Origin of the sequence: Yinghuangia seranimata, from assembly GCF_029953285.1 — a bacterium.
Classification (GTDB): domain Bacteria; phylum Actinomycetota; class Actinomycetes; order Streptomycetales; family Streptomycetaceae; genus Yinghuangia; species Yinghuangia seranimata.
In genome coordinates this window covers 29,723-46,403 of the sequence record NZ_JASAOI010000052.1, presented here as the reverse complement: position 1 = coordinate 46,403, position 16,681 = coordinate 29,723, and the positions used below count along the sequence as shown (strand labels likewise).

Below are 16,681 nucleotides of genomic sequence, written 5' to 3'. Positions count from 1 at the left end.
AGCGGCGCAGGGCGGCAACGAGGGCGGCTGGGCCGCGGGCGTGACGCCGGGCGCACCGGGCGGCGGCCCGGCGGCGGGGCAACCGCCGCAACAGCCGCAACAGCCGCAACCACCCGCGTATCTGACGGCACCTCCGCCGCAGGGGCCGCCACGAGGGCACGCGCCGCGGCAGCAGCCATCGCAGCCGTCTTCGCAACCGCCGCAGCCACCCGCGTACTTGACGGCCCCCCCACCTCAGGGACCGCCGCGGGGCCACACGACGCGGCAGCAGACTCCGCAACAGCCTGAGCCGCCCGCGTACTTGACGGCACCGCCCCCGCAGGGGCCGCCACGGGGCCAGACGCCGCCGAATCCGCCGCAGCCGCCCGCGTATCTGACGGCGCCACCGCCGCAGGGGCCGCCCCGCAGCCAGACCCCACCGGCCACGACACAGCCGCCGGTTCCGCCTCAACCGAACGCTCAGCAGGCGCAGCCGCCGACTCCGCCTCAGCCGAACGTCCAGCAGCCACAGGTGAATTCGCCGGGGCCGGCACCGACGCCATGGCAGGCGCAGTCACCGCAACCCCCGGGACCCCAGCCTCCGGCACCGCAGCCCTCGGCGGCGCAGCCTTTCCCGCAACCGGCAGCTCAGCCCACCCCACAGCGCTCGGTACCCGAGCCCGCCCCGCAACCACCCCACCAACCCCTCGGCTCCGACCAACAGCCCACCCCGCAGCCCACCCCGCAGCCCACGCCGCAACCCTTCCCCTCCCAACCCCCGCGCCCCCAAAGCCCGTACGCCCCCCAGCCTCCCTACGGCCTGCCCCCCACCGCCGCCACCGCCCCCTTCGCCGCCGCGCGCCCCTGGTGGCGACGGCGGACCGGTGCGCTGGTCGCGGTCGCCGTCGCGATGGTGCTGTCGCTGATGGCGTATCTGATCGTCGACTGGACCTCCTCGTCGAACGACACTGCGGGTGGTCCGGCGAGCGGCCAGCCGAGCGCCAAGCCTGACGACACCCGTCAGTTCTTCCTCAAGTCGATGGACGACCTCGCCGCGCTCCCCGCACTGCACTTCGGTGGCAAGGAGTCCGAGCGCACCGTCACCGGCCGCGGCGACGAGGTCGGCACCGCGACGATCGACGGCACGAAGGTGCCGGTCATCACCGTCGACGGCACCACGTACTTCAAGCCGACCGCAGACATGGTCAAGGCCGTCCGCCCCGACCTCCCTCCGACCGCGCTCGCCGACCGGTGGATGGCAGACACCGTCGGACTGACCGGAACGTCGTACGGCTGGGCCGCGCCCCCGTCGCTCGCCGCCCTGCTGCGCGGCGCGGTCAACGACGCCAAGACCTTCCCCGCGAAGGCGGACCCGGGCACCACGGTCGGCAGCACGCCCGCCTACAAGGCCACCACCCCGGCCGGTGACCTCTACATCGCGAAGGACGCGCCGTACCGGCTGCTGCGCTTCGACCCGTCGCAGGGCGACGACGACCCGGGCGCGTCCTCGACCGCTCCCGGCACGTCGGCCCCGGCCCGTGCCGGTCCGGCCCGCACGGGGTACGCGGGACCGTACGCGGGCCCGCACTCGGGACCGCACGCCGCGCCGCGCGCGTTCACCCTCTCGACCACGCGCGCCGCCGCGCCGGCCCGCGCCGAGGGCGACGACTCCGAGCTCGACATGAACCCGGTCACCGGACCGGACTTCGACCGCGACGTCGACGCGCTCATCGACAGCACCAAGCAGCTCGGCTCCGCCGTCGACCCGTCGCTCAAGCTCAACGGCAGCGCCGACGTGCAGTGCGGCGCGGGCGGCTGCACCGCCGTCGCGCACGTCACCCCGACCCTGGTCAGCGGTGCGCCCGAGGGCACCTCCGTCGGGCCGATCGACGCGCAGATGACCGCGACGTTCACCATCGCGGGCACGCCGGCCGGGGCGTGCGAGACCGCGGGTGTGCTGTCGCTCGGCCAGTCCAGCGACCTGAGCTGCAGCCAGGGCGCCGCGGGCGCGGTGTTCACCGCCGAGGACGCGAAGGCGAAGGCGGCGGCCGCCGCCGGCGCCGCGCCGGGCAGCACCTACCGGTGGCGAGTCCCGTACGAGACCTACGCGTACGTCCTCGCGATGGCGAAGGTCGACGTCACGACGCAGGTCGACCGGCTCCAGCAGCAGAAGAAGAACCCCACGGCCGCCGGCAAGGCGACGTTCCAGGCCGTGCCGCGCAAGCCCGGCACCGAGCAGGGCGCCCGGGAGATGTACGAGCGGTCGAAGGAACTGCAGCAGGGACTGCCCTTCAACAGCACGACGGTGGCCGCCGTCCGCGTCCAGAACAAGAAGACCGGCGAGATCGAGAAGTGGATCGCGTCGTCCAACACGACGATGCCCAAGGACATGAACGGCAAGCTGCGCCCCGACGAGAAGTACATCGAGGGCAAGGGCCACGCCGAGCAGACCATCGTCAACAACCTGTACGACAAGGACGGCAACAAGATCTACGAGATCGTCGAGGGCGGCGCCAGCTGGAACGTCTGCATCCAGCACCGCACCGGCGCGTGCGCGTCCGCGCTGTGGAACGAGGGCATGACGATCGGCGGCCAGAAGTTCCCGTGGCGTCGGCCCGGGGTCAAGTCCGACTACCGGTCCTTCTGGTTCGATGAGTGACCTATGAGCGACGACTACACCGACCTGCGCGGCGTGCTGCCCGGACTGACCGCCGCGCAGGCCCAGCTGTACGCGTACGGCTGCGCGCTGCGCCTGGCCCCGGTCGTGGACCTGTGCGCCGAACCGGAGACCGCCGAGCTGTACGGGCGCGGCCTGGCCGCCGCCCGCACCCTCGGCCCGGCGGCTGAACGTGCCGAACTGGCCAGGGCGTTGCGCGCCGTGCCGGAGAACGAGGGCGAGTCCGCGGAGGAGAAGGCCTACTGGGTCTACCACGCGGCGCTCGTCCTCGTCGGCGCGCTGATCCTGACCGAGGCCGAGGAGCCGGCCGCCGAGGCGGTGCGGGTGTGCGCGCACAGCCTCAACCTGCACGAGAACCTCGACTACGAGGTCGACCCGGACGCGCCGCGCCCCGGCCCCGTCGAACGCGCCGAGGTCGCGGAACAGTTCGCCTCGATCGACACCGCGCGCGGCACGGACGACCGTGCGGCCGCCGTCACCGAGATCGCCCGGCGCGCGGCCGGACACCGCGACCTGCTGGGCGCCGTCCTGCCGCCGATCGCCGAGGAGTGGGTCTGAGCGGTCAGCCGACCCGGTAGGCGCTGTCCGGGGTGTCGGTGACGAACATGTGTCCGGGGGAGTGCGTGATCGCGAACGGGATCCCGGACGCCATGACGGCCGTCTGCAATGTGACGCCGCACGCCCAGAACACCGGCACGTCGCCGTCGTGGGCGTCGACCGGGTCGCCGAACTCGGGCTTGCCCGGGTCGGCGATGCCGAGGCCCGCGAAGTCGCCGGAGTGGACGGGCGCGCCGTGCACGGCGGGCATCAGCCCGCTCACCCGCGCGGCCTCGTCCACCCGTGCGGCCGGGATCGGACGCATCGACACGACGAGCGGGCCGCGCATCCGGCCCGCTGGGCGGGTCGGGCGGTCGGTGACGTACATCGGGACGTTGCGGCCCTGTTCGACGTGCCGCAGGGGGATCCCGGCCGCGTCGAGCGCGAACTCGAACGTGAAGCTGCACCCGACGAGGAAGGCGACCAGGTCGTCGCGCCAGATGTCGGTCGCGTCGGAGGGCTCGGCGACGAGCCGACCGTGCTCCCACACGCGGTAGCGGGGCAGATCGCTGCGCAGGTCGGCGCCCGGGGCCAGGACGGTCTCGGGGACACCGGGGTCGGTGACGTCCAGGACCGGGCACGGCTTCGGGTTGCGCTGCGCGAACAGCAGCACGTCGTACGCCCAATCGGCGGGCACGGCCAGCAGGTTCGCCTGCGTCGTCCCCCGACACCAGCCACTGGTCGGCGCGACGGCCCCGGCCCGGAACAGCGCGCGGGCCTCGACGGGGGTCAGGCGGGCGGCTTCGGAGGGGGCGGGGGTGTCGGGCGGCATGGAGGGATGGTGCCCGGTTCGGGGGCTGGGACACCTTTGGCGGGGGACGGCGGCCGGGGGTTCCGGTGCGGCGGACCGGGTTGACGCCCGGCGTCGGCGGGGTGGGCGTTGAGGTGGTCGAGGAAGGGTGGCCAGTGGCCCCCCGCCCCGCCGCGACGCGTCCCGCCCCGCCGCGACGCGTCCCGCCCCGCCGCGACGCGTCCCGCCCCGCCGCGACGCGTCCCGCCCCGCCGCGACGCGTCCCGCCGCGCCGCGAGGCTGCGCGTGTCGTTCACCGAGACCGGCGCTGCGCGGCCGCTGCCACCGGTGCACTTCGGCACAGTGCTTGCTGGGTGCCCCCGTCGGGGATCGACCTGGCCGCGGTGAAGCCGTCCCCTGCGCCTCACCCTGCTCCGCTGCGCGGCGCCCGTCAGCCCCGCAGCCGCGCGTTGAGCCGGGCGGCTTGGCGCGTCAGGTGGTCGCGTTCGGCGACGTTGGTGGCCTTGCGGGCGGCCTCGGCGTACAGGCGTGCCGCGGTCTTCAGGTCGCCGTCGCGTTCGTGGAGGTAGGCCGACACCGCCGTGTAGCGCGGCAACGCGTCGTCCAGGTCGGCGAGCGCCGCCAGGCCCGCGCGCGGTCCGTCGGCCTCACCGACGGCGACCGCGCGGTTGAGCCGGACGACCGGGCTGTCCGTCAGGCGCGCCAGCTCGTCGTACCACTCGACGATCTGCACCCAGTCGGTCTCCTCAGCGGTGGGCGCGTCGGCGTGCAGGGCCGCGACGGCCGCCTGCGCCTGGAACTCGCCCAGCCGGTCGCGGGCCAGGGCGGCCTGGAGGATCTCGACGCCCTCGGCGATCAGGCGCGTGTCCCACAGACGGCGGTCCTGGTCGGCGAGCGGGATCAGCTCACCGTCGGGCGCGACGCGGGCGGCGCGCCGCGCGTGGTGCAGCAGCATCAGCGCGAGCAGCCCCGCGACCTCGGGGTGGTCGATCACGGCGGCCAGCTGCCGGGTCAGGCGTATTGTCTCGGCGGCGAGGTCGACGTCGCCCGAGTAGCCCTCGTTGAAGACCAGGTAGAGGACGCGCAGCACGGTCGCGACGTCGCCGGGCTGGTCGAACCGCACCCCCGACACCGTGCGCTTCGCCCGGCTGATGCGCTGCGCCATCGTCGCCTCGGGCACCAGGTATGCCTCGGCGATCTGGCGGGTGGTCAGACCACCGACGGCGCGCAGCGTGAGCGCGACCGCCGACGCGGGGGTCAGGGACGGGTGGGCGCATAGGAAGTACAGCCGGAGCGTGTCGTCGACGGACGGCACGGGCCCGGGCGCGGGCTGCTCGTCGACGAGGTCCTCGCGTCGGCGGCGCGCGGTGTCCGCCCGGGTCGCGTCCAGGAAACGGTTCCAGGCGACGGTGATCAGCCACGCCTTCGGATCGCGGGGCGGGTCGTCGGGCCACACGCGGACGGCCTGGACCAGCGCGTCCTGCACGGCGTCCTCGGCCGCCGCGAAGTCGGCTCCGCGGCGGACGAGGATCCCGAGCACGCTCGGCGTGAGGCTCCGGAGCAGGGCCTCATCCATGGGAGTGGTCACTCCGTGACGGTCGGCATCGCGGTGTAGAAGGGGCGCACCTCGAGCCACTCGTGGATCGGCTTGCCGCCCGCCCCGGGCGCGGCCGACAGTTCGCCGGCCAGCTCGACGGCGCGCTCGTACGTGTCGACGTCGATCACCATCCAGCCGGCGATGAGGTCCTTCGTCTCGGCGAACGGGCCGTCGGTGACCGGCGGGCGGCCCTCACCGTCGTACCGGACCCAGGCACCCTCGGGCGCGAGGGCCTGGCCGTCGACGAACTCGCCGGTCTTCTCAAGCCGGTCCGCGAAGTCCTGCATGTACTGCACATGGGCCGAGATCTCCTCCGGCGTCCACTGGTCCATCGGCACGTCGTTGACCGCCGCAGGGGCGCCGCGGTAGTGCTTCAGCAGCAGGTACTTGGCCATGATCGCTCTCCTCGGTGCTGTCGCGACCACCCATTCTGGTCGCGTTCACCTCGGGGACGGAGCCGGCGACGCGTTCTCGACATCGGTGCCGGGGATTTCTTGATTTTGTTTTTCGGCGCCGGCCGGGTGCCTCGGGGAGGCTACGGGAGGACGCTATGCGCCGATCGTGAACGTCGCCCCCGGGTCCGCGTGCCGCACCGGCCCCGCGAAGCGGGCGGCGGCGCGGGACACGGCGTTCTGCGGTCCGAGCCCGCGTCCGACGTGCGTGACGACGAGCGTCCGGGCGCGGGCGGACGCTGCCGTGTCGGCGGCGTCCTCGGGCGTGTGGTGCACCTGCGGCTCGTCGGCCGGGGCGTGGTCGAGGTCGGCCTCGCACAGCAGCGTGTCGCATTCGGCGGCCAGCTCGGTCAGCTCGACGCAGGGGCGGCAGTCGCCTGAGTAGACCAGCGACGCGCCCGCGGGTGCGTCGACCCGCAGCGCGAAGGCCGACAGGCCGCCGTGCGAGACCGCGCGGCTGGTGAGCGTGAGGTCGCCGACCTCGGCCGTGTGGTGGTCGGCCAGCTCGTGGACGTCGAACGCGGCCTCGATCGGGCTGCGGCGCGGTCCGTTCGTCAGGAACCCGGCGAGCCGGTCCGCGATCCCGGGCGGGCCGAACAGCGGGAGCGGCGCGGGCAGCTCGATGTCGGCGTAGAGCAGGCCGTAGTAGGCGGTGAGCAGGTCGCTGCAGTGGTCGGCGTGCAGGTGCGAGATCCAGACCGCGTCGAGCGACCCCAGCGGGGTGTGCCGCTGCAGCGCGCCGAGCGTGCCCGTGCCGGCGTCCACCCAGATCCGCGTGTCGCCGTGCGTGACGAGGTAGCCGGAGCACGGGTTGTCGGCGGCGGGGTAGGGGGTGGCCGAGCCGAGGACGGTGAGGAGCAGGGGGACGGCGGCGCTCATGCGGGGATCCTAACGAGGGGGTGCGGCCTGACTCCGGTCTCGCGGGGGCCTTCGCGCGCGGCTCAGTCCGGCAGCGCGGCGGTCAGGTCCACCTCGACGAGTTGTCCGCGGAAGCCGAGCTGGGTGACGCCGAGCATTGTGGAGGCGCTGGTGAACGCGGCACCGATGACCGACGCGTTGAGCCGCTCCCACGCGGAGGCCAGGACCGCGGTGTCGTCACTGCGGACGTAGATGACCGAGCGGACGACGTTGCTCGGCTCCGCGCCGACGGCCCGCAGCGCGACGAGTGCGTTCGCGGCGACCTGGTCGATCTGTGTGTTGAACGAGCCGTCGCCTACCAGCCCGCCGTCCGGGCCGATGGGGCACTGCCCGGCGAGGTGGGCGGTGCGGCCCGCCTCGACGACGGTGATGTGGCTGTAGCCGGGCGGTGTGTGGAGCTCCGGCGGGTTGACGCGGGTCAGACGAGTGGGTTCGGTGGGCATGCGGGGGAGTCTGGTGGGGACGGGGTGCGTTCCGCACGGGGTTTTCCGGGTTGCCAGGGGTAGGCGCTGGGCCCGGGCTGTGGCACGCTACTCCGCCGTGACGACGAATGATCAGTCTCTGGGCAAGCCCGACGACAAACTGCCCTCGGTCTTCCGCTTCGCGACCGAGCTGGTGGCGTGGGTCGCCACGCCGTGGGCGCTCGAGCGGCACTCGGTGCTGCTCGCGGTCCTGGCGCTCGTGCTGCTGATCGGCGTGCCGACGGTGTTCTCGACGCCGGGTGACAAGCAGCAGGTCATCGTGCCGGTGCCGGGCTACGTGACGATCGCGATCGTCGTCGTCCACATGGCCGCGGCCGTCGCGGCCGCCTGGGTGCTGTGGCCGGTGTGGGCGGTCGCCGTCGTCGGAGCACTGGTCCTCGCCACGGCGTGGACCGAACTGCCGCGCTGGCGTTGGCTGCTGAGGCTCAACGGAAGCACACGTACGCTTTCGGGTCCGCGCCCGTCAGCCTGAACCGCTCCGGCTCCGGCTCGCGGCCGCAACAGAGCCGGACCAGCGTCGCCGTGTCCGTCACCAGCGTCGCGACCGGGGCCTCGTCGGGGTCGCCCAGGTGCAACGTGCGGTCGGGCAGCGTGACTTCGGTCGCGGGAATGCCTCGCTGCGGCTGCGCGGTGCGTTCGACCAGCAGCACCAAGGCGTCGTCGATGCCGGCGCTCGCCCAGGCGTCGGCGACGCCGAGGGCGTGCCGGACGTCCCCGCCGTGCACCCACTCACCGAGCGCGAGCCCGTCCCAGAGCGTGCCTCGCCGCCCCATCTCCTCGGCGGCGCCCGCATAGCCCGCCTCCAGCTCGTCGAGCACCGCCGAGACGGGCCAGTCCGCGCGTGCTGCGAGGTCGGCGGCGTTCTCCGCGTCACTGAACCCATGGAGCGAGTCGCTCGCCGCCATGTTGAGCGCCGCCGCGCAGTGCGCCAGCACCTCACGGACGTTCCAGCCGGGCAGGACGGTCGGACGCGTGAACGAATCGGTGTCGGTCGCGCGGAGAATGGGGAGGAGCGCGTCGCGCTCCTTGAGGAGCAGCGTGGCACCGAGGCGGGGATCCCTGGACGTCATCGCGCCATCATGCCGGAGGGCTCGACGGGGTGCCCCTGATATGCGGGCATGCGAGACCACCGACCTGGTGGCTCGCCACCTTTTCGGTGTCGTGTGCCCCGAGCGCTTCCGGTGTCGTGTGCTCTCAACGCTTTCGGTGTCGTGCGCCCCCCAACGCTTCGGTCGTTTCTCAGTGCTGGGAACATGCTGGCCGTGACCACGCTCAGCTTCGTCGAACAGACCCGCCGCGCAAGGCGTGCGGGGTTTTGGCGCAACGCGCCTGCACTGATCGGACTGCCGCTTGCGGTGTCGCTCCTCGGTCTTTTCGGGGAGCACGTGTGGCAGAACGTCTTCGGACTGCTCCTCGGGTCCTGGATCACTCGGAAGTGGCTGCACCAGGGGTGGTGGCGGGCGTTCGCCAAGCCGTTCGGTGTGCGTGTGCTCGCTGTTGTGCGGGGCACTGGGCGGCCGGCGGTGGTGCGGATCAAGGGCGACCGGTTGCTGGTGGCCGGCAAGATCGGCATCGGGTCGGCGTTCGACATCGCGCCGCGGACGGAGTCGACGAGGCGGGTCCGGGTCTGGCTCGGTGTCGCGCTGGAGCTGCTGGTGTTCGCGGGTGTGGCCGTTGCTGCGGCTTTCGCCGTGCCGGACGGCAAGGGCGTCGGGCTCGCGGTGGGTGCGGTGTTGGGCGCGACGCAGGTTTTTTCGCCGTATGGGGTGTCGTCGACGCCTGGCTGGTTCCTGTTCGCCATGCCTTTCGCCCGACGGGACGCTTTCGTGTTGCTGGCCCGTTCGACGGCGGAGGTCCGGGTGCGCAACTTGCTCGCGACCGGGGAGCTTGAGGCTGCTGAGAGGGCGCTCGGTGAGCTTGATCCGGGGACGGCTGCGGCTCGGGTTTTCGAAACTGAGCTGCTGGTGCATCAGGGGCGGTACGAGGAGGCTGCGGAGCTTGCTTTTGCGTTGTTCCCTGGGATGCCCGCTGGGCCCGACCGGGCGCAGATCGCCCAGCAGTTCGTGCGGGCGGCCTGCTACATCCGGGAGGCGCCGCGCGATGGCACAGGTGTTGTGCCGGGTGCCTATCGGTGGGGGCCCAACGAGGTCGATTTTGCGGCGTCGGTGGGGCTGACTCTGCAACCCATGTATCCGACGAGCGACGCTACTGCTTTGTACCTGTTGGTACGTGGTGACTTCGCGGGTGCGGCGCGGGAGGGGGATCGGACGGCGTTTTATGCGCGGTCCAAGCCGATTGCCGCGCACGGGCTTTGCACGGCGGCGATCGCGTACAGCCTGCTGCGGAGGCGCGAACCGGCGCTCCGGGCGTTGCGGGACGCGCGGGAGTTGGGGGAGGGAATGCCGCGGGTCGCGCTCGCGCAGGCGTATGTCGACGCGGCGTTCGGGGCGGGGGCTGAGGCGGCTGCCTATCCGCAGATGGGGCCGCCTGCGGCGGATCGGCCTGACAGTTCGTTGACGGCTGATGAGTACCAGGCTCGGCATGGGACTGACGAGGATGCGTGGAAGTGGTAGCGGGCTGACTCGGGGCTGGGCCTGAGCCTGGCTGTACTGAGGTCGGGCTGCTCCGACGAGGGAAGCGGCCTTCTGGCTGTACCGTTCCTGGCCTGCGCCGCGTTCGGTGGCCTCCCGCCCCTCCCGCTTTCGATTTTCGCGCGGCCGTCCCGCGCGTCAAGCCGCGGTGGGGCCATCGACGAACCGGTGGCCTGTCCCGTGCTGGAGGGGGCGGCTTGACCCGCGGGCCGTCCGCGCTGAACATCCTTGGCACCTGCGGGAGGGGCGGGAGGTGTGGCGCCGCTCCCTCGCTACGCGTCGCCGGGCTGCGGTCCCAGCGTGGTGGGCGCCCGGCGCTGCCGGTCGGTGTCGGCCGGGTGCCGGGACGGGTCGCGCCGCCGGGCTGCGGTCGCCGACCTCTCACCTCTCACTGACAACGGTTTTCAAAAGAACCAGATGGCAACATGTGGCCATTTGGTTCTTTTGACGCAAAGCCAATAAGGGATTCGGCGCCCTAATGCCCGATTTGGTGCGATATGAGAACCGTGAAGCGTGGTCACCGGTCGTCCAAGGCGGCCGCCTGCCCCACGCTGGAACCGCAACACGGCGACGCGAAGCACGCATTGCGCCTCCACACCGCCTCCCCCTCCCGATAGTTGCCGCGGTTTTAAGCGCGGCCGGGCGGCTGTCAAGGCGCCCCCACCACCACGCGACAGGCCACCTGTCCGTGGAAGATCCACCGCGCCTTGACAGGCGACCGGCCGCGCGGACAATCACAAATCGGGAGGGGGAGGTGGCCACCGCCGGCATGCAGGTCCGGGACGGTGCGTGGTCTTCGACTCCCACGCCGCAACGCGACAGCCCAGCCCCCGGACCCCAAGGTCACTGTGCTGTCACGTATGCGAATCAACGAAACTCCCTCATCGGGGGTAGTTCGCGTCACACTTGCGTCACCGCGCCAGGTTGCGGTTCTGGCTTGGTCTCGGAAGCCCACGCGGGTAGTGGCTCTGTTGCGTTCAACCACGTGGTGGGCAGCGCGTCCAGGCCGACGCGCGCGCCCAGCATTCCGCCGACGATCGCGCACGTTGTGTCGACGTCACCGCCGGCCGAGGCGGTGTGCCAGCAGGCCGTCTCGAACGCGTCCGGGTACCGGGCCGCGATCCAGAGTGTGAACGGGACGGTGTCCGGCGCGCTGACGCGGCGGCCGTTGCCGAGGATGCGGCCTACCTGGGCTGGGTCCTGACGGTCTATCAGGCGGACTGCGGCGCCAAGGCGTTCGTGGACCAGGCCGGGCGGGGTGTGGTCGCGTACGGCGGTGATGAAGCCCGTCGGGTCGACCGGCTCCCGCGCGGCCAGCAGCGCGGCGCCTACAGCGACGGCGATCGCGCCCGCGACGCCTTCCGGGTGGGTGTGGGTGACCTGTGCCGAACGGGCGGCCTCGGTGGCGGCACGCGACGGGTCGTCGGCGAACCAGGCGCCCAGCGGGGCCACCCGCATCGCGGCGCCGTTGCCCCACGAGCCCTGGCCGTCGAACGGCTCGGCCGCCAGTTCGCGCCACGAGCCGCCCGCGCGGATCAGCCGGAGCATGCGGTTGACGGTGGGGCCGTAGCCGCGGTCGAAGTCGTGGTGTCGGGCGAACGCGGCGGCCAGCCGATTCTGGTCGACCCGTCCGTGTGCGGCGAGTTCGGCGTAGACGGCGCAGGCCATTTCGGTGTCGTCGGTCCACGGCCAGGGGGCGGGCGGCAGGGTGCGGGCGCGCAGCGCGGGGAGGTTGGCCGGGACGAAGTGCTGGGCGCCGAGGGCGTCTCCGAGGGCCAGGCCCAGCAGGGCGGTTCGGGCGCGCTCGCGGCGCGCGTCGTGGTTTTCGGTCGTGTTCGTCGGTGAAGTGTGTGGCGAATCAACGGTCATTGATTCATATCCTGCCAGGTCTGCCGCCCGGCGAACCGCGCTGTCACCATGGCCGCATGATGATTCGGGGCATCTCTACGGTCGGCCGGTACGTGCTGGTAGCGGGTGCGTGCGGGGCGCTCGCGTGGTGGGGCGTCGACCTCGGTCGCAGCTGGGTCGGCAGCCTGATCCTGGCCGTCGGGTTCCCCGCGCTCGCGGCGGTGACCTGGGGCAACTTCGCGTCGCCGTGGGCGCCGCAGCCGCTTTCGGCGCTCGGACGCCTGGCGCTCGAGGCGCTGCTGCTGGCGGTGGCGACGGTGGGGCTGGCGGCGATGGGGCAGTGGATCGTCGCGCTGGTGTTCGGGGCGGCGTCGGGCGTCGTGGTGCTCGCGGCGTACCGGGAGGAGAGCGGGGTCGCGTCCGGATCCGACCCCGGCCACCCGGTGGGGAACGGGCTCAAGGGCTGACGCCGCGCTGCCGAAAACCTGGGCGCGGGCCCCGGCGAAACCAACCGGCGGGACGCATTGAAGTCGCCGCACGCCGTATGTAACCTCCGGTAACCCCCCGGCCGGTGTCACTCGGCAGTACGGCAGTTCGGCTGTTCCCGTCGATGTGGAGGTCGTCCCGTGCCCGACCTGATCCGGAACCCCCGTAGACCACGGAAGGCGCTTCGCGCCTGCGTCGCCCTGCTCGCCCTCTGCCTGGCCTGGACGCTGCCGGGCACCGCGGGCGCGCAGCCGGCGGCGTCCCACAACTACCCCGTCCCCTACTCGTTCAGCGCCGGCATCGCCGCCCAACTGCTCCACCCCGGCTCCGACCCGGTCGGCGCCAACGACTTCGGCTGCGAGCCGACCAGCGCGCACCCGTACCCCGTCGTGCTGGTACACGGAACGTTCGGCAACATGACCGACAGCTGGCAGGGGCTGTCGCCGCTGCTCGCGAACAACGGCTACTGCGTCTTCGCGCTCAACTACGGGGGTTCGCCCGGCAACCTGTTCCAGGGGTACGGCGACATCCCGACCAGTGCCGCCCAGCTCGGCGCCTTCGTCGACCGCGTGCTGGCGGCCACCGGAGCGCCGAAGGTCGACATCGTCGGCCACTCGCAGGGCGGCATGATGCCGCGCTACTTCATCCAGAACCTCGGCGGGCAGGACAAGGTCCACGAGCTCGTCGGCCTGTCGCCGTCGAACCACGGCACCGACTTCTGGGGGCTGCTGGGCCTGCTCAAGGCGTTCCCCGGCGGCACGGACTTCCTGACCTCGCTGTGCGTCGCGTGTACGCAGCAGGCGACCGGGTCCGATTTCCTCACCGCGCTCAACGCGAACGGCGACACCGTGCCGGGCGTGCACTACACGGTGATCCAGACCCGCTACGACGAGGTCGTGACGCCGTACACCAACGCCTGGATGCACGGTCCTGGAACGACCAACGTCCTTCTGCAGAACGGCTGCTGGACCGACTTCGCCGACCACCTCGCGGTCATCTACGACCGCGTCGCGCTCCGCGAAGTGCTCAACGCCCTGGACCCCGCGCATGCCACGCACACGTGCGCGCTGGTCCTGCCGGTGCTCGGCGGCTGACGAGCCGTACCGACACCACGCACAGCGGTCCCCCGCCCCGGCCGGGGTGGGACGGGGGACCGCTGTGACGCGTCGCGGACAGGTTCTCCTACATCGGGTCGATCCTCGTCAGCCCCTCCTCGTCGAGCCGCAGCCACCGTGTTGCGCCGATGTCGCGGAGGAACGGGACGTCGTGGCTGGCCACGATCAGGGCGCCCTGGTAGGACTCCAGCGCCGTGGTGAGCTGCCGGACGCTCGCCATGTCGAGGTTGTTGGTCGGCTCGTCGAGCATGAGGAGTTGTGGTGCCGGTTCGGCCAGGAGCAGAGCGGCGAGGGTGGCTCGGAAGCGTTCGCCGCCTGAGAGGGTCTCGGCCTTCTGGTCCGCTCGGCGGCCCTTGAACAGGAAGCGGGCCAGGCGGGCCCGGATCTCGTTGTCGGTCGCCGTCGGGGCGAAGCGGCCGATGTTCTCCGCCACGGTCAGCTCGTCGAACAACAGGTCGAGGCGTTGCGGCAGATAGCGCAGCGGGACGCCGTGCCGTACCTCCCCGGTCAGCGGTTCGAGGTGGCCCGCGACGGTCCGCAGCAGCGTGGTCTTGCCCGAGCCGTTCGCCCCGACGAGCGCGATCCGTTCCGGGCCGCGGACCTCGAGGCCGACGCGTGGGCCGTACTGCAGCCGCACACCCGGCAGCGACAGGACGTTGCGGCCCTCCGGCACGGCGGTGAGCGGCAGGTCGACGCGGATCACGTCGTCGTCGTGCACCGCCCGTTCCGCCTCGGTCAGTCGGTCGCGGGCGCCCGCGAGCCGTTCCGTGTGCATGGTGCGGTGCTTGCCCGCCGAGACCTGGGCCTGCTGCTTGCGCAGCCCCATCACGATCTTCGGCTCCCGCTTCTGGGCGTTCATCTTCTGGCCGTAGCGCTGCCGCCTCGCCAACTTGACGTGGGCGTCCGCGAGTTCACGCTCCTGGCGGCGCACGTCTCCCTCGGCGACGCGCACCATCCGTTCGGCGGCCTCCTGTTCGACCGCGAGCGCGTGCTCGTAGTCGGAGAAGCCTCCGCCGTACCAGCGCACGTCGCCGTCCCGCAGGTCGGCGATCTGGTCCACCAGGTCGAGCAGTTCGCGGTCGTGGCTGACCACGATCAGCACGCCGGGCCAGGCGAGCACCGCGTCGTACAGGCGCTCGCGTGCGGCCAGGTCGAGGTTGTTGGTCGGCTCGTCGAGCAGCAGGACGTCGGGACGCCGCAGCAACTGCCCTGCCAGCGCCAGCAGTACGGACTCGCCGCCGGACAGCTCGCCCGTCGTGCGGTCCAGGTCCAGCCGGCCGAGGCCGAGCCGGTCCAAAGCCGCCTGGGCCCGCTCCTCGACGTCCCAGTCGTCGCCGACGGCCGTGAAGTGCGCCTCGTCGACGGAGCCCGCCTCCACGGCGTGCAGCGCCGTCCGGATCTCCGCGATGCCCAGGATCTCGTCGACGCGCGCATCGACGTCGAGGGTGAGGTTCTGCGGCAGGTAGCCCAGCTCCCCGGTGACGCGAACCGCCCCGCCGGTGGGGGCCAGTTCGCCGGCGATCAGGCGCAGCAGCGTGGACTTTCCGGCGCCGTTGAGGCCGACCAGGCCGGTGCGGCCCGGGCCCACCGCCAGCTGGAAGCCGGTGAACACCGCGCGTCCGTCGGGCCAGGCGAAGTCGAGGTCGCTGCACACGACGGACAGGGCGGACGTGGAAATAGACATACGGAACCTCCGGGCGCTCGCTGGATGGGGGCGGCGTCTGGAGACACACGCGGGCGCGGCGTACGAAACCGGCAGGTCGAGTGGGGCAGCCCAGAGAGGAAAAGCAAAAGGAGAAGGCGGCTCCGTGCCGAGGTCGAGATCGCGCGCCGCCGCTACCGTGACACACGGTGCGGTGCGGGTCTCCTACCTCAGACGAGCAACGGCCTTCTCCTCTTCGACGACAGTCCGTGACCCGCGCCGGTTCGGCGCGTGATCACGACAGTGAACGTACGAGGTGCTCAGCGGGCGCGCAACCGGATTTATTCCGGGCCCGGGGCGCGGGTCGCCGGGCGATTACGGCGCGTGCGTCTCGTCGTACGCCTTCACCAGGCGTTTCGGCGCGGTCAACCGCCATGCCTCGGCGACGAGTTCGGTCAGTTCGGCGCGGTCCACGGTGGCGAGGGCCACCTCCACCCAGCCGTGGCGCCCGACGTACGCCGGGAAGGTGAACGTGTCCGGATCGGAGGCCAGCAGCGCCTGCTGGGTGTCCTTCGTCGCCTTCAGGGTCACGGTCGGGGAGCCGTCCGCGGTGGACGCGAACATCTTGCCGCGCACCCGGTAGGTCGGATGCCCCCACGCCTCGACCATGACCTCCTCGGCCTCCGGCAGCGCGAGCAGCATCTTCTTGAGCTGGGCGTTCGTCACCACGCGGGGATCCTCCTCGTTTCGTCGAGCATGCGGTTCATCCGGCGCGGTGGGCGCGCAGCAAGGGCGCTTTCCGGTCGTCCGGCACCCGCTTGAGCGCCTCGCGCAGCGTCAGCCCCGAGATCCGGTCCAGCCGCCCCGACACCCAGTCGACCACGTCGTCCGGGTGGTGCTTCGTCGCCTCGCGCAGCACCCATCCGATCACCTTGCGCACGAAGAACCGCGGGTCGGTGAGCAGCGGGTCCGCGACCTCGCCCAGCACCGGGAACCAGCGCGGGTACGTCTCCGCGGCACGGACTCCCCGCAGGAAGCCCAGCACGCCGGAGCGGCGCAGCCACATCTCGTCCTGCGCGGCCCAGGCCCTGAGGACGTGCTCCAGCTCGGGCAGCCGCAGCAGCATGCGCCCGGCGACGTCGCCGGCCAGTACGTCCACGAGCGCCCAGGTGCCCGCGTCGCCGATCATCTCGGCCAGCAGGTCCGTGTCCTCCGGCTCGAGCCGGTCGACGTACGCTTCCAGCCACACGCAGGCGGCGAGGTGTGTCTCGAAAACCTCGGGCGCCCACAGCGTGTGCGCGACGGCGAGGATCTCGGGACGGGTGAGCCCCCGGTGCGCCCGGTGCATGCCGCGCACGGCCGCCCGGACCTGCGGCACCGACACTCCGTAGTGGACCCGCTCGCTGTGCAGGTACGCCCGTGCCGCCTCGGCCCGCACCGGGTCGGCCAGCGCCGCCAGCTCCGCGTCCAGCCTGGCGGCGATCCCCGCCGGCGTGTCGTCCCCGTCCCCGCCGCTTCCCCGTGCACCCATGTGTCCTGCCTACCG

General features: G+C 72.3%; 16 protein-coding genes. 6 read left to right on the top strand and 10 right to left on the bottom strand.

Annotated elements, in window-relative coordinates; translation table 11 throughout:
* Nucleotides 1–904 precede the first annotated feature (904 nt).
* Nucleotides 905–2,638, top strand: coding sequence for a hypothetical protein (locus QI554_RS31315; RefSeq protein ID WP_281474683.1), 1,734 nt, complete (start codon nucleotides 905–907; stop codon nucleotides 2,636–2,638).
* A gap of 3 nt (nucleotides 2,639–2,641) precedes the next feature.
* A complete protein-coding gene (locus tag QI554_RS31310) occupies nucleotides 2,642–3,214 on the top strand; it encodes a hypothetical protein (RefSeq protein ID WP_281474681.1) in 573 nt (190 codons plus the stop codon).
* 4 nt (nucleotides 3,215–3,218) lie between these two features.
* On the opposite strand, the gene QI554_RS31305 is transcribed toward QI554_RS31310, so the two are convergent.
* The 5 genes from QI554_RS31305 to QI554_RS31285 form a co-directional block, all read right to left on the bottom strand.
* A complete protein-coding gene (locus tag QI554_RS31305) occupies nucleotides 3,219–4,025 on the bottom strand; it encodes a putative hydro-lyase (protein ID WP_281474679.1) in 807 nt (268 codons plus the stop codon).
* 409 nt (nucleotides 4,026–4,434) lie between these two features.
* On the bottom strand, nucleotides 4,435–5,580 hold the full coding sequence (locus QI554_RS31300) for an RNA polymerase sigma factor (protein ID WP_281474833.1): 1,146 nt from the start codon (nucleotides 5,578–5,580) through the stop codon (nucleotides 4,435–4,437).
* A gap of 8 nt (nucleotides 5,581–5,588) precedes the next feature.
* Nucleotides 5,589–5,996, bottom strand: coding sequence for a YciI family protein (locus QI554_RS31295; protein ID WP_281474677.1), 408 nt, complete (start codon nucleotides 5,994–5,996; stop codon nucleotides 5,589–5,591).
* Nucleotides 5,997–6,149: 153 nt separating this feature from the next.
* Complete coding sequence (locus QI554_RS31290; protein ID WP_281474675.1) at nucleotides 6,150–6,932, bottom strand: MBL fold metallo-hydrolase; 783 nt, start codon at nucleotides 6,930–6,932, stop codon at nucleotides 6,150–6,152.
* A 62-nt stretch (nucleotides 6,933–6,994) separates the two neighbouring features.
* Complete coding sequence (locus tag QI554_RS31285; protein WP_281474673.1) at nucleotides 6,995–7,414, bottom strand: RidA family protein; 420 nt, start codon at nucleotides 7,412–7,414, stop codon at nucleotides 6,995–6,997.
* 97 nt (nucleotides 7,415–7,511) lie between these two features.
* On the opposite strand from QI554_RS31285, the gene QI554_RS31280 reads away from it, so the two are divergent.
* Entirely contained in the window at nucleotides 7,512–7,925 is a 414-nt protein-coding gene (locus tag QI554_RS31280) for a hypothetical protein (RefSeq protein WP_281474670.1), read from the top strand.
* Here QI554_RS31280 and QI554_RS31275 read toward each other — a convergent pair.
* Nucleotides 7,879–8,523 (bottom strand): maleylpyruvate isomerase family mycothiol-dependent enzyme, encoded by a 645-nt coding sequence (locus tag QI554_RS31275; protein ID WP_281474669.1) that lies wholly within the window; start codon nucleotides 8,521–8,523, stop codon nucleotides 7,879–7,881. The genes QI554_RS31280 and QI554_RS31275 overlap by 47 nt on opposite strands.
* Before the next feature lie 192 nt (nucleotides 8,524–8,715).
* Here QI554_RS31275 and QI554_RS31270 point away from each other — a divergent pair, with 192 nt between their 5' ends.
* A complete protein-coding gene (locus tag QI554_RS31270; protein ID WP_281474668.1) occupies nucleotides 8,716–10,026 on the top strand; it encodes a tetratricopeptide repeat protein in 1,311 nt (436 codons plus the stop codon).
* A 918-nt stretch (nucleotides 10,027–10,944) separates the two neighbouring features.
* Here QI554_RS31270 and QI554_RS31265 read toward each other — a convergent pair.
* Nucleotides 10,945–11,913 carry an ADP-ribosylglycohydrolase family protein gene (locus QI554_RS31265; RefSeq protein WP_281474667.1) on the bottom strand — a complete coding sequence of 323 codons (969 nt, stop codon included), beginning with the start codon at nucleotides 11,911–11,913 and terminating at the stop codon, nucleotides 10,945–10,947.
* Between the two features lie 56 nt (nucleotides 11,914–11,969).
* Between QI554_RS31265 and QI554_RS31260 the strand changes: the two genes are divergently transcribed.
* Nucleotides 11,970–12,359, top strand: a complete 390-nt coding sequence (locus QI554_RS31260) for a DUF2568 domain-containing protein (RefSeq protein ID WP_281474666.1) — start codon at nucleotides 11,970–11,972, stop codon at nucleotides 12,357–12,359.
* A gap of 159 nt (nucleotides 12,360–12,518) precedes the next feature.
* Nucleotides 12,519–13,472: an esterase/lipase family protein gene (locus tag QI554_RS31255; RefSeq protein WP_281474665.1), complete on the top strand. Its 954-nt coding sequence runs from the start codon at nucleotides 12,519–12,521 to the stop codon at nucleotides 13,470–13,472.
* An 88-nt stretch (nucleotides 13,473–13,560) separates the two neighbouring features.
* On the opposite strand, the gene QI554_RS31250 is transcribed toward QI554_RS31255, so the two are convergent.
* The 3 genes from QI554_RS31250 to QI554_RS31240 form a co-directional block, all read right to left on the bottom strand.
* Complete coding sequence (locus tag QI554_RS31250) at nucleotides 13,561–15,177, bottom strand: ABC-F family ATP-binding cassette domain-containing protein (protein WP_281474664.1); 1,617 nt, start codon at nucleotides 15,175–15,177, stop codon at nucleotides 13,561–13,563.
* A gap of 333 nt (nucleotides 15,178–15,510) precedes the next feature.
* Nucleotides 15,511–15,864: an MmcQ/YjbR family DNA-binding protein gene (locus QI554_RS31245; protein WP_281474663.1), complete on the bottom strand. Its 354-nt coding sequence runs from the start codon at nucleotides 15,862–15,864 to the stop codon at nucleotides 15,511–15,513.
* A 34-nt stretch (nucleotides 15,865–15,898) separates the two neighbouring features.
* Nucleotides 15,899–16,666, bottom strand: a complete 768-nt coding sequence (locus tag QI554_RS31240; protein WP_281474661.1) for a DNA alkylation repair protein — start codon at nucleotides 16,664–16,666, stop codon at nucleotides 15,899–15,901.
* Nucleotides 16,667–16,681 lie beyond the last annotated feature (15 nt).